This window comes from Litorimonas haliclonae (genome assembly GCF_965138505.1).
Taxonomy (GTDB): domain Bacteria; phylum Pseudomonadota; class Alphaproteobacteria; order Caulobacterales; family Maricaulaceae; genus Litorimonas; species Litorimonas haliclonae.
In genome coordinates, this window is sequence record NZ_CBCSCO010000002.1 from 568,122 (window position 1) to 580,433 (window position 12,312).

Genomic DNA, 12,312 nt, shown 5'->3' on the forward strand with positions numbered 1-12,312 from the left:
AGTCAATGCTAGAATTACTCTTGACTTTCTAGATATCGTCTTGTATATACGTCCTTAGGACGTATATACAAGACGATAGGGCTAAGCTTGTCAAAAGCTCGAGAATATATAGTAGAAAAAATAAAGGCCCTGAGGCTTCCCTTGGTAACTATTGAGGTTATTAAGGAAGAGGTTGACCAGATGTATCTTTCAGAAAATAGGAAGGGCCTTTACTTACGCGGAAAAGTTCCTCCAAAAGCCTACCCAACGAAATTAGCTAAACAGATGATCCATAGTGGCGATCTTGATGTTACTGCTCGACAGGGAGTGTTCAGAGTTCCTTCAAGGGAACCACTACCGACGCAACAAATGATATCTCTAGCAGACCCATATATTTATGTTGCTTATTTAAGTGCGATGCAAAGGTGGGGACTAACAAATCGCCAGCCGCAGGTCTTTATGTTCGCTAGGCCGAATAAAACAATCATAAAGTCTCTAAAAAAAGATAAAACGAATGATCTCAATTTGCTTTCTGAGCATATTATAGAACTATCCTCTGATCATCGTTCTATAAAAAATATACTTAAAAGGTATGAAGCTAACAATATTCAGATTACTGAAACGAAATATCCTTCAAAGACAACTTGGTTGGGTGGCGAATACACTCGTATAAGCACACAGGCATCGACATTTATAGATATGCTTTATCGGCCAGATTTATGTGGTGGAATGGCACATGTTATAGAAGTATGGCAAGAGCACTTGAGAGGGAGAGGGCCAATCGTACTAAACGAGTTGATAAATTTAATTGAAAATTCTTCCAGTCAAATATTAAAGGTTCGAGCAGGTTATTTGCTAACTGAAAAAATAAAAATTAACGATCCAAAAATTCAGAAATGGAAAAAATTTGCCGCAAGAGGTGGTAGTCGAAAGCTCGACCCGGATAAACCATACGCAAATAAATTTTCAGAAGAATGGATGCTCTCACTAAATGTCTGACAATTGCATCCCAGTACCTATAAATTTTAGACAATGGGTTCTATCTGTAGAGGACGGGCCAAATAGAAAGCAAAGGCAAGCGATAGAAATAGCTCTAAATACTATTGCGTCATGTGATAATTTGTTCAAAACCTGTTCACTCAAAGGCGGAATATTGATGGGCCTAAGATATGGCAGTCCGAGATTTACTGTTGATATTGATTTATCAATTTCCAAAATGCCTCGCCCTGAAACTCCCGAAGAAATAAGAAAGCTTTTAGACTCGCAATTTGAGTATATTGCATTGGATTTAGGCTATCCAGATATCTTAATGCGCGTTCATTCAATCAAGAAACTTCCAAGGAAGAAGTTTGACGAAGCCACATTCCCGGGTTTGCAGCTAAAATTGACATTCGTAGACAAAAAAATGAACGTCAGCTCAAAACTTTCCAAGACGACCGACCTGTAGACATTGTTGACTTAGATGTTTCGTTTAACGAACCAGTGAAAGATATAAGCGTTTTGAGGATATCGGGTGAACGCCAAATTCTAGCATACGGTTTAGCGGAATTATTGGCTGAGAAGTTAAGGTCTCTTCATCAGCAAGTGGATCGTAACAGATATCGCCAGCAGGACGCTTACGATATATGGTGGCTCACTGAACAACAGAAAATAGATAAAGATATCAGAGAGCAAGTTTTAACGAGACTCTATGAAAAATCAATTTCCCGGGGTGTAGAAATTTCTGAGGGCTCAATTTATAATGATGAAATTAAAAGCCGCGCCAATCGTGACTGGGAATCACAAAAATTAGAGCTTGGTGATCTTCCAGAGTTTGGAGTTTGTTGGAAATCAGTTATACTACTATACGAAAGCCTACCTTGGGAGAAGGTAAGAAAACCAAATTGATTATTAAAGCTATAGTAACTCTAGCTTTTTTCAACACACGCTCAATTTGTTGATGACAGAATTCTAACCTGCGTATCGTGAGAAAGGAGAATTAATCCCTACTTATCCCGCCAAAAAAACCTAACCCTCCCAACCCCTTACCCCCAAAATCAACAAAATGATCCGCGCTTTGCAATTTGGCCTTATATTCAAACTCGTTCTTCTGAACACGGACAGGAACGCGTCAGGTTCTGGTTCAGGGGACAGCGAGGTTGAGCGACCCTCTGTGACAAGGGGGTGTGTGCCGGGCCACCGAGAGTGGGTTAGCCTGCCTACCGCGTCCAGAAGCTGTAAACGGCTTTGTCCCGGCGCGACTGTGGGAGAGTTGTAAGAGGCCGCTCCGGTTCCAATCGCTGCCGCGGGGTTAGCGCCTTTGCGAAACACATAGTTATTACGGTCTCCGGCAAGGGGGCCGACCCCGCGGGCTGTCCGCTTTATTCAAGGACGAACGCCAAAGGCTGACCCCCAGATGGGCAGTGGGACGAAAGGCGTGAGCAATTATGAAATCTCTATCACAAGCTGTCATACCGACGCGACCCTCGGCAATCGCGTCGCGACATTTCATGTCGCTTAGGCTCATACCCGGTATAAGTGCCTTGTCGGTTCAGCGAAAAACGTCTTCTACAGATCAAGACGCCAAGCATAAGGCACTTGCACCGGGCAGGCTTCGCCTGCGTCGGTGTGACTAAGGAGTTGAGAGGTCGGCTGCATCCTCACTAACCCCGCTTCGCGGTGCCGCGTTCGGATGGTAGGATGGCGTTTGGGTGAGGGTAAATGGTATGAACCGTCATTCCTCAACTCGATTGAGGAATCCATACGGTGCTCTTTTTCCGCCCATACACTTTTTCAATGAAAGGAGTACTTCCCGACTAACTTATAACCCGCTATTCCACCCCTCGTGGAACGTCTTCTCTCATATCCCCTGCTGGGCCTGCTCTGGATTTATAAAAATCTGATCTCGCCTTTTCTCTTCGCGCTGGGCGTGCGGTGCCGGCATTATCCGTCCTGCTCGACCTATTCGGCCGAGGCGATAAAGCGGCACGGGCCCTGGCCCGGGGGGTGGATGACGCTGGCGCGGCTGCTGCGATGTCGCCCGGGCGGCACAAGCGGGGTTGATAATGTGCCGGAACATATTACGAAGGCGCCTTTATGGGCGCCTTGGCGATATGGTCGTTGGCGCAGCGTTAACGACGAGTAGAATAATGGTCACTTTAACATTCCCGGACGGAGCCACTCGCGATTATGACAGCGGCGTCACGGCGATGGAGGTTGCGAAAGGCATCTCCAAGGGCCTCGCGAAAAAGGTTTTGGCGGCGAAGCTCGACGGAGAGCTGGTGGATGCGGCTCTGCCGATAGAGGGCGACGCGAAGATAGAGCTGGTCACCGCCGAGGACCCGGAAGGGCTGGAGCTGATCCGCCACGACGCGGCGCATGTTCTGGCCGAGGCAGTGCAGGAGCTGTTCCCCGGCACGCAGGTCACCATCGGCCCCGTCATTGAAAACGGGTTCTATTATGACTTCCACCGCGAAGAGCCGTTTTCCGAAGACGACTTCGCCGCGATTGAAAAGAAGATGGCCTTCATCATCAATCGCAATGACAAGTTCGAGCGCGAAGTGTGGAAACGCGAAGACGCGATCAAGCTGTTCCGCGGGATGGGCGAGGAGTTCAAGGCCGAGCTGATCGAGGATCTGCCCGATAGCGAGACCATAACGGTCTATAAGCAGGGCAAATGGTTCGACCTCTGCCGCGGCCCGCATCTGCCGTCCACCGGGAAAATCGGCAAGGCGTTCAAGCTGATGAAAGTGGCCGGCGCCTATTGGAGAGGGGATTCGAAAAACCCGCAGCTCCAGCGCATTTACGGCACCGCCTGGCGCACGCAGGAAGAGCTCGACGCGCATCTGCATCAGCTTGAAGAAGCGGAAAAGCGCGACCATCGCCGTTTGGGCAAACAGCTCAGCCTCTTTCATTTTCAGGAAGAAGCGCAGGGACAGGCCTTCTGGCATCCGGATGGGTGGACGCTCTACACCACGCTCATGGCTTACATGTCCCGCCGCCAGAAAGAATATGGCTACCGCGAAATCAAAACGCCGCAGCTTATGGACCGGAAATTCTGGGAGGCCTCGGGCCATTGGGAAAAATATCGCGAGAATATGTTCGTCGCCGAAATCGCCGAAGAGGATAAAGTCCTCGCGCTCAAGCCGATGAACTGCCCGTGCCATGTTCAGGTCTTTAATCAAGGCCAGAAATCCTATCGCGACCTGCCGGTCCGCTACGCCGAATTTGGTTCCTGCCACCGCTATGAACCATCCGGCGCGCTGCACGGCCTGATGCGCGTGCGCGGATTTGTGCAGGATGACGGCCATATTTTCTGCACCATGGAGCAGGTCACGGACGAGGTGAAAGGCTTTACCGATCTTTTGAAATCCGTCTATGCCGATCTGGGCTTTGACGATGTGAAAGTGAAATTCTCCACTCGCCCTGACGTCAGAGTGGGGTCTGATGAATATTGGGATCGTTCGGAGGCCGCTTTGAAAGAGGCCGCCGACGCCTCTGGCCTTGAAGTGGAGCTTAATGAAGGCGACGGTGCGTTTTACGGCCCGAAACTCGACTTTGTCCTGCGCGACGCCATTGGCCGCGAATGGCAGGCGGGCACGATACAGCTCGACCCGAATATGCCGGAGCGCCTCAACGCGTCTTACGTGGGCGATGATGACAACAAACACGCGCCCGTCATGCTCCACCGCGCCGTGCTCGGCTCGTTTGAGCGGTTCCTGGGGATATTGATAGAAAACTATGCCGGGCGTTTCCCGCTCTGGCTCGCTCCGGTTCAGGTCGTTATTGCGACCATCACCTCCGACGCCAATGAATACGCCGAAGAGACCGCGAAAAAACTGAAAGCCGCCGGGCTTCGCGTTGAGACAGATCTGCGGAACGAGAAGATCAATTACAAAATTCGCGAATTGTCTGCAGACCGAAAGATCCCGGTCATTGCCGTGGTCGGCATGAAAGAGGCGGAGGAGGGCAAGCTCGCCTTGCGCCGATTGGGAAGCCGCAAGCAGACGATTCTGAGCGTGGAAGAGGTTATAAAGTCTCTGACCGAAGAAGCTCTCGCCCCCGACCTAAGCCGGAAAAACTAATATGTCAGAGGCGGGTTTGGCCCAGACAGATGAGCCTATCCGCCGCCCGCCAAAGGTGGTTCTCGGCGTGTCGCTTTTCATTCTGGTTCTTCTGCCTATTTTCACCATGGCCGGCGGGGGCGGTATTGCTCTGATTATGACGATCTTGTCCGTCTTGGCTCTTGCCGGATTGGCAGCGCATAAGGCGTGGAAAACGCCTATTCCAGCATGGCTGTTATTCTTGACGGCATTTTTGCTTTGGGCTTGGGTGAGCCAGTTTTGGAGCAATTACGAAAAGGTGACAGGCTGGTCCAATGCAGAGAAAATACTTCTTTCAGGACTCATATTCCCAACGGTCATTTGGCTCTGGGCGCAAATGCGGGAACACCCTTTGGGAGGCATCCTGCGCAAAGGTTTCATTATCGCCTGCTTTACAGGAATTGCTCTGCTGTTCGTGGATACCGTCTCAAATTTTGCAATTAGTTTTCTGGTAGACCCGGTTGCGGAAGGCGAGACTTTTGCCCGCCGTCACGCCGATGCGACTCGCAATATTGGGCGCGGGGTCGTCTTTTACACGGCGATGGTTTTCCCTGTCGCCGCTCTGATTTGGAATTTCAAATATGGGAAGGGTGCAACCTTTCTTATCCTGGTTCTCCTCACGGCCTCTGCTTGGAAGCTGGAAGTTTATGTGGCTATGATCACCCCTTGGGCCGCGCTGACTTTAGCGCTTATTGCCAGAACCAAGCCAACCTTTATGGTCAAAACATTAGGGGTTTCAGGCGCTATAGCGATTCTGGCGGCCCCCATTTTTGCGGGTCTCGTGACGTTGATTGATGACAAAACTCTCATCGGGCTCCCAGACTCATGGGAGCACCGGCTATATATGTGGGATTTTGTGTTTCGTCGTATCTCTGAACAACCTCTCATTGGCTTCGGGTTTAATAACGCCCGAACTTATAGCGAGGTTATTACTTTGAGCGGCGGAGAAACGGTAACGCTCCTATCCCATCACACTCATAATGCGGGTTTGCAGATTTGGCTAGAAACAGGGCTTATCGGGGCCGGACTGGCGGGATTGGCAATTTTGTCGTGTGTGGGCCCGGCAAAACGCTTCGTGCGCGACCAGCCGGACCGGGCTTTCGGATTGTGCGGTTTTCTGACGGCTATGATTTTACTTTCTTCTATGTCTTTCGGAGTTTGGCAGTTCTGGTGGTGGGGAACTCTGTTTTTGGGCCTTGCTGCGTTAAATCTTGTGCAGACTTTAACGCCGGAGTCTTTCAATGCGGCTGATGGCAAAGCATTGTAAAATAATTGAAATGTATAATTGCATTTTACCAGCGATGCGCTATTTGACGATGCGGGGCGTACGAGGTAAAAGTAAATGGTTTTTCAAACCAATATAGTAGACCTGCCCGAAACGGCAAAAAAACTCCCAATCAGCGTCATCATGGTCAGTTATATGACCGGACCTGCTCTTTTAGAGGCGGTTTCGGCTGTTTTGGAAGACCGAGACATTCATGAGCTAATTATAGTCGACAACGGGAATGCCGAAGGCGCGCGAACACGCTTGAGCAAAGTCGCCATGAAACATGACAGAATCCGTCTGTTACAGGGCCATGGTAATATTGGCTTTGCTCGTGGATGTAATTACGGGGCCAGACTGGCCACCGGACACTTCTTGTTATTCTTGAATCCCGACGCGGTGATAGCGCGCGGCGCCGCTCGTCATATGGCCGATTGCGGCCAAACGCTTACTGCGCCTTGGATCACAGGGGGATTCTTGCGGGATGAGAATGGGCGCGAGCAGCGAGGCGCGAGGCGCGGGTCTTTAACCCCGTGGTCCGCTTTTGTCAGCTTTACACCACTGCACACGTTGCCCGGCTTTCAGTCGATACACCGCGAAGACGAGCCTGTGCCGCATCAGCCCGCGCCAGTGGAGACGACAAGCGGTGCCTGTCTGATGACGAATCGAGCCTCCTTTAACCAGTTAGATGGGTTTGATTCCGGTTATTTCCTACATGTGGAAGATATTGACATCTGCGCTCGGGCAAGACAGGCGGGAGGGGATGTATATATCGTTCCAGAAGCCCGCATCATGCATTATGGATCCACAAGCTCCGTGCCTCGCGCCCGAATAGAGTTTGAAAAACTCAAAGGCTTTGTGCGTTATTTCTGGAATTACAGACCCGGGTTTTTATCGAAATTTCTGACCGTTCTGGCAACTCCTCTTATGGGTTTAGCCATTATGGGACGCGCCTATTATATCGCCCTTAGAGTGGGCCTCTTAGGGCGTTAGTTTGAGTTGCCCCAGCACCTATTTACTCGAACAGACAACGACCTCAAAAATCTGTAAATTTACGGGGTCGCCGCGAGAATAGTTATACCCATTGACCGCATCGCGTTTTTTCAAGCAGTTTGGTTGCCCTTCTGCGACCTCCTGAAATCTTTCAAATCGCGCGCCGTCATTTTCCATATTATCCACAATGAAAATATGGCCAATGCTCCAAGCTTCGGGACTCTGTAAATCTATCTGATCGCCTAATCGTACCTCTTTTCCAAACTGATAGACGAAGCTGGGTTCGGTGAAGTTGAGGGACTGGACGAGCGGCCCGCCTTGGCGCGGCAAGAGCAGGCCATTTGACTCGAATGAGCCAACTAATCTGTCCGCGAGTTGAAGGCGGTCCAGGTTTGGGAGGACGGCCCCATAGGCGCTGATATTAATGAGCATGGCAGCCCCAACAATATGCCTGAAGCCAAGGCCGATTTTATTCTTCCAAAAATATCCCGTTCCGAAAACGACAAGAATTAGAGAGCCCGTTATGACGCCGAAGTAAATCGTGTCAGCCCCTTGGCTGCTATAGGAGTTCTGGGCATATGAGAGAACGACCACGAGGAGAAAACTTATGGTAAAAAAGACGAGGCCGCCCAGAGTTCTCGTTTTTTTGTAATCACTAGCTTTGAGGAGAGATGTGCCTGCAAGTCCGATCAACACACATAATGCGGGGAATAAAGGCAGGACATAATGCGGAAGTTTTGTCGGCATCAACTCTATCAGAACCCAGAAAGGAATTGTCCAGGCGACGCAAAGACGGAGCGCTTTCGAGAGCGGGGCGTCGCTTCGTGAATTTTTCCGTAAATGTTGAAAGGTCATGGCAATCGCCGGAAATAACAATATCGATCCGGGCCATAATGTTAAGCTAAGAAGGGCCAGATGATAACCGGGCGGGCCGGGATGACTTTCCTGCGCGCTGACAAGTTTTCCGCCGAAATCATTGCCGAGACTTTCGGTAAAGAAAGCGCCTTGAGTTTCAATGCCTATCGCGATGGCCCAAGGAATAAAGAGGAGCAAGCTAAACAAAATTGCTGGAACATTCAGAAGGGCTTTTAGGCCGTATCCGCGTCCTTCCCAGATTAGCAATGTTGCGACGGTCAGGGCAACCAAGGTAGGGACGACTGGTCCTTTAATTAGGATAGAGGCCCCTAAAGCTGCCCAGAATACCCAGACGGCCGGACGGGCCTTCCATAGAGAGAGGGTTCCAACATCGCTGCGAATGGCCGCCAAAGACGCAAAACATAGAGCAGATAGGCCACATAAAACTGCGTCCGTTTTGGCAATATGGGCCTCAAATACCAGTAAGAAAGACAGGGCGAGAACGGCCCCGGCGATAAATGCGGCTTCTCGCCCGACAAGTTTTACTCCGCCCCAATAGGTCGCTAGAACGGCTAGTAAAGCCCCTAAAACTGAGGGCAGGCGCATCACCCAAATTTCACGTTTTTCAGGCGAGGAGAAGGCTCTGAGGGCCGCTACTTGCAACCAATAAATCCCGGCGGGTTTTTTATTGCGGGCTTCATCCTGAAACCGAATGTTTAAGAGGTCGCCGCTTTCCGCCATTTGCACGCTGGCTTGGGCGTAGCGTGCCTCATCCCGGTCAATTACCTGAAGCGAGCCGAGGCCGGGCAGTGCGACGGCCAGAAAAACGAGGCTAAGAATCAGAATGTGGAACCGCATTTTCAGTTTAAGAATTTTAGATTCCGGAGACGACATATACAGGCTTTAGCCAAGGCTAGGCGCTCTGTCCCGTAAAAATCAGGTTCCTTTGAAGTCAATTTCAGTCAGGCCGAAAAACAGCCATTTTCAGTGGGGCCGTGAAACAGCCATTGCGAATTGAAAATAGCGGGCCGTCGTGCCATGACGCTTTAATGTCGATTGCGCAAAAATCATTGGATAGAGATGCCGAGCTGGAGCTGTCTGTTGTCGTGCCGGTCTACAATGAATCCGAAAACGTCACTCAACTGGTCGAAGAAATCGCACAAGCTCTCTTTGCTACATCTTATGAAATGATTTTCGTGGATGATTGCAGCACGGATAAGACTGTTGAGGTTTTGAAAATCCTTAAATCGAAGCACCCGACTTTACGGGTAATCTCTCATAAAGCGAATGCGGGGCAGTCCCGCTCTGTTCGTACGGGGGTTTTTGCTGCCAAGGGCGATTTAATAGCGACACTGGACGGTGACGGGCAAAATAATCCGGCGGATATCCCTAAAATGTGGGCTCAAATAAATCGGGATGGCGCCCCCGAAAACTTGGCATTAATTGGCGGAAAACGTCTCAAACGTCAGGATAGTCAGGCAAAATTGCTGGCTTCTCGCTTTGGGAATGGCATCCGTAAAAAACTTCTCAAAGACCAAGCCGAAGATACGGGATGCGGCATAAAAGTCTTTAAGCGAGAGGCTTTTTTGCGTCTTCCTTATTTCGACCATATCCATCGGTACATTCCGGCGCTCATGTTGCGCGAAGGATACGACATTGAATTCTCTGATGTGAGCCACCGGGCGCGTATTGCCGGGAAGTCCAAATACACAAATTTTGGACGTCTCAAGGTGTCTATTGCGGATATACGCGGCGTTATGTGGCTTATTTCCCGCTCTCGAAACCCTCAAGGCTGGGATGAAATTTAATAGGTCTGCGGACTTTGTGTTAACCTTTTACAAGCCATTTTCTTTTAGACATTGTTAAATATTTCCAGAGGGGCCGCTCGCGGCGCCTTCATCGAGTCTAGATCGAGGCATTTGGGTCATGCGCTTTTTTCTTGTTTTTCCGCTTATGGTTATTCCCGTGGCGCTGTATAATATTCTGGCAATCAGCGGCTCTGCATTTTCGACGGCGGCTGAAATCCGGGCCAGATTGGATACGGACTTTCAGGCCATCCCCATGATCTCCGGCTCTATTTGGCAAATCACGCCGGGCCATTTGCTTATAACCCTGTCCCTCGTCATGCTATTCTTCGAAATGATTAAGTCTACAAGCACTGATCATACGGCGGTGATGAACCATGCATTTTCCATGGTGCTTTTCATTATTTGCCTTGTGGAGTTTTTGATGTTTCCGGCTTTCGGAACTTCGGTTTTCTTTATTATCGGATTAATGGCTCTATTGGATGTGATGGCGGGATTTATGGTGACAATCGCCAGCGCTCGTCGTGACTTTGCCGTGGGAGACGCGTAGGTTTGATAACGCCATACTGATTCCCAGGGGAAGTTTATCAGCACAAAAGAAAAATCTGTGTCCAGTAATTCAAAAGCTGGGGTTTCGCTCGAATTGCCGACTTCGGATTTCGTTAAAAGCAATTCTATGGAAACCGCTTTTTCTCTGTTAAAGTCGACGCCGTTCACCCATCAGGAAGAAGGTGGATATGAATGGGTTTTTCCGAATCTCGTCGCTTCAATCCTTCGATGTGACGTTTCTCAGGTTCCGCAGAACAGGGCCGCCCTGCAAAAACGAATTCATTTCGATGACTTGCGCCTTTTTCAATCTGCCATTCGGTCCTTAAATTGGCAGGGCGCGCAATATCAAATTGACTATCGGTTAAAAACTCAAGACGACCATTGGGTTTGGGTGAACGAAACCGCCGAGCGCGAAAACGCAGATGGCGACCCACAGAAGCTTACAGGCGTTATACGCAATATCACTAGGGAAAAAGACCAAGAAGGTCGCGCCGCTTGGCTGGCTCGGCATGATGATTTAACGGGACTACCTAATCAGGATTCGTTTGTTGAAAAAGGAGAAACTCTCTGCGCTTTGGCTCGCCGCGTTCAAGCTACAGGCGCCGTTCTTCGTCTCCGTTTGACAAATCTTGATGACATTATCAGGACTTACGGGCTTGAGTCTGGAGATCACCTTCTCCGAAGCGTTGCAGAGCGTCTTTGCCAAATTATCGCTTCTCCGGATTGTCTGGCAAAAGCCCAAGGAGGAGACTTTCTAGTCGCTGTTCTAGGTATTGCAGGGACAGACAGTAATCCCGCCATTTTGACCGAACGGGTGCAAATTGCGCTTTCCAAAACGCCTTACAAATCCCCGCTAGGACCCCTCAAGGCCGCAGTATCGATAGGCTATACGGGCTTACCGCAAGCAGGCGCTTCAATTGATACTCTTATCCGGAAAACAGACCGCGCTCTGGAGGCAAGACCGTCCGAGACGCTCAGCGAATATTCTGTTTCAATGGGACTCGCAGACACCTCAAGTCTCGACCGTGATATTTCAAAAGCAGACATTATTGCCGCGCTGGACGAAAACCGCATTTCTCTAGCCTATCAACCAATTGTGGAAGCGGCTTCCGGGAATTTGCACCATTATGAATGTCTGCTTCGTCTACGCGAAGAAGGCGGAGAATTGGTGAGCGCAGGACGACTGATTATGGCCGCGGAACAATTGGGCCTCGTCCATCATTTAGACCGACGGGCGCTGGAATTGGCATCTCTTAAACTCGCAGAAACACCTGAATTGAAAATCGCTTTAAATGTTTCGGCAGAGACAATTCAGGAGCCTGAAACGGCGCAAGCCTATTTGGACGCCCTTAAGGCACTGGGAGATAAAACTCGCCGGATCACCATAGAGATGACGGAAACGGCGGCGTTGGACGCACCGGATCTGGCGACGCATTTCTCGGCAGAAGTTAGGGCGATGGGCTGTGAATTCTCGATAGACGATTTCGGCTCAGGCCATACAACATTTCGAAATCTCATGGCGATCGAAGCGGAGACGATTAAGCTGGACGGGAGTTTCATCAAAGGCGTTGCGGCGTCCTCGCAGAAACAAATATTCGTTCGCATGATGGTCGATTTAGCCAATACTTTTGCTGTGAAAATAGTGGCGGAAATGGTCGAAGACAAAGCCGACGCTGTGGCTTTAAAAAAGCTGGGAGTTGATTACTTGCAGGGCTATCTTTACGGAATCCCCAGCGCATCGCCGTCCTACCGAAATTTAGGTCTCTGATTTTTCCGAGAGAAAACC

At 49.9% G+C, this 12,312-nt stretch carries 12 protein-coding genes; 10 read left to right on the forward strand and 2 right to left on the reverse strand.

Annotated elements, in window-relative coordinates:
- Positions 1 to 87: 87 nt before the first annotated feature.
- From ACNA05_RS06915 to ACNA05_RS06925, 3 genes are read left to right on the forward strand one after another with little or no spacing between them, the layout of a single operon-like run.
- Positions 88 to 978: a type IV toxin-antitoxin system AbiEi family antitoxin domain-containing protein gene (locus ACNA05_RS06915; RefSeq protein WP_415810690.1), complete on the forward strand. Its 891-nt coding sequence runs from the start codon at positions 88 to 90 to the stop codon at positions 976 to 978.
- The gene (locus ACNA05_RS06920; RefSeq protein WP_415810691.1) at positions 971 to 1,426 is read left to right on the forward strand and encodes a nucleotidyl transferase AbiEii/AbiGii toxin family protein; all 456 of its coding nucleotides are present in this window, start codon (positions 971 to 973) and stop codon (positions 1,424 to 1,426) included. Before ACNA05_RS06915 ends, ACNA05_RS06920 begins: the two co-directional genes overlap by 8 nt.
- Positions 1,427 to 1,461: 35 nt before the next feature.
- Positions 1,462 to 1,866: a nucleotidyl transferase AbiEii/AbiGii toxin family protein gene (locus tag ACNA05_RS06925; RefSeq protein ID WP_415810692.1), complete on the forward strand. Its 405-nt coding sequence runs from the start codon at positions 1,462 to 1,464 to the stop codon at positions 1,864 to 1,866.
- 660 nt (positions 1,867 to 2,526) lie between these two features.
- Here the strand turns inward: ACNA05_RS06925 and ACNA05_RS06930 are convergent.
- Entirely contained in the window at positions 2,527 to 2,721 is a 195-nt protein-coding gene (locus tag ACNA05_RS06930) for a hypothetical protein (protein ID WP_415810693.1), read from the reverse strand.
- Between the two features lie 82 nt (positions 2,722 to 2,803).
- On the opposite strand from ACNA05_RS06930, the gene yidD reads away from it, so the two are divergent.
- The 4 genes from yidD (at position 2,804) to ACNA05_RS06950 (ending at position 7,317) form a co-directional block, all read left to right on the forward strand.
- On the forward strand, positions 2,804 to 3,103 hold the full coding sequence (gene yidD / locus ACNA05_RS06935; protein ID WP_415810694.1) for a membrane protein insertion efficiency factor YidD: 300 nt from the start codon (positions 2,804 to 2,806) through the stop codon (positions 3,101 to 3,103).
- Between the two features lie 4 nt (positions 3,104 to 3,107).
- Positions 3,108 to 5,042: a threonine--tRNA ligase gene (gene thrS, locus ACNA05_RS06940; protein WP_415810771.1), complete on the forward strand. Its 1,935-nt coding sequence runs from the start codon at positions 3,108 to 3,110 to the stop codon at positions 5,040 to 5,042.
- 1 nt (position 5,043) lies between these two features.
- Positions 5,044 to 6,327 carry an O-antigen ligase family protein gene (locus ACNA05_RS06945; RefSeq protein WP_415810695.1) on the forward strand — a complete coding sequence of 428 codons (1,284 nt, stop codon included), beginning with the start codon at positions 5,044 to 5,046 and terminating at the stop codon, positions 6,325 to 6,327.
- 75 nt (positions 6,328 to 6,402) lie between these two features.
- Positions 6,403 to 7,317, forward strand: coding sequence for a glycosyltransferase family 2 protein (locus ACNA05_RS06950; protein WP_415810696.1), 915 nt, complete (start codon positions 6,403 to 6,405; stop codon positions 7,315 to 7,317).
- A gap of 18 nt (positions 7,318 to 7,335) precedes the next feature.
- Here the strand turns inward: ACNA05_RS06950 and ACNA05_RS06955 are convergent, their stop codons facing one another.
- Complete coding sequence (locus tag ACNA05_RS06955; protein ID WP_415810697.1) at positions 7,336 to 9,066, reverse strand: ArnT family glycosyltransferase; 1,731 nt, start codon at positions 9,064 to 9,066, stop codon at positions 7,336 to 7,338.
- A 155-nt stretch (positions 9,067 to 9,221) separates the two neighbouring features.
- Here ACNA05_RS06955 and ACNA05_RS06960 point away from each other — a divergent pair, with 155 nt between their 5' ends.
- From ACNA05_RS06960 to ACNA05_RS06970, 3 genes are all read left to right on the forward strand, one after another.
- Positions 9,222 to 9,980 (forward strand): glycosyltransferase family 2 protein, encoded by a 759-nt coding sequence (locus tag ACNA05_RS06960; RefSeq protein ID WP_415810698.1) that lies wholly within the window; start codon positions 9,222 to 9,224, stop codon positions 9,978 to 9,980.
- A gap of 118 nt (positions 9,981 to 10,098) precedes the next feature.
- Positions 10,099 to 10,527: a hypothetical protein gene (locus ACNA05_RS06965; protein ID WP_415810699.1), complete on the forward strand. Its 429-nt coding sequence runs from the start codon at positions 10,099 to 10,101 to the stop codon at positions 10,525 to 10,527.
- A 57-nt stretch (positions 10,528 to 10,584) separates the two neighbouring features.
- On the forward strand, positions 10,585 to 12,294 hold the full coding sequence (locus ACNA05_RS06970; RefSeq protein ID WP_415810701.1) for an EAL domain-containing protein: 1,710 nt from the start codon (positions 10,585 to 10,587) through the stop codon (positions 12,292 to 12,294).
- Positions 12,295 to 12,312 lie beyond the last annotated feature (18 nt).

Coding starts and splice junctions, on each gene's coding strand:
- ACNA05_RS06965 (WP_415810699.1), top strand. CDS start 10,099: ATGCGCTTTTTTCTTGTTTTTCCGCTTATGGTTATTCCCGTGGCGCTG.
- ACNA05_RS06950 (WP_415810696.1), top strand. CDS start 6,403: ATGGTTTTTCAAACCAATATAGTAGACCTGCCCGAAACGGCAAAAAAA.
- ACNA05_RS06930 (WP_415810693.1), bottom strand. CDS start 2,721: ATGGATTCCTCAATCGAGTTGAGGAATGACGGTTCATACCATTTACCC.
- ACNA05_RS06945 (WP_415810695.1), top strand. CDS start 5,044: ATGTCAGAGGCGGGTTTGGCCCAGACAGATGAGCCTATCCGCCGCCCG.
- ACNA05_RS06955 (WP_415810697.1), bottom strand. CDS start 9,066: ATGTCGTCTCCGGAATCTAAAATTCTTAAACTGAAAATGCGGTTCCAC.
- ACNA05_RS06960 (WP_415810698.1), top strand. CDS start 9,222: ATGTCGATTGCGCAAAAATCATTGGATAGAGATGCCGAGCTGGAGCTG.
- ACNA05_RS06920 (WP_415810691.1), top strand. CDS start 971: ATGTCTGACAATTGCATCCCAGTACCTATAAATTTTAGACAATGGGTT.
- thrS (WP_415810771.1), top strand. CDS start 3,108: ATGGTCACTTTAACATTCCCGGACGGAGCCACTCGCGATTATGACAGC.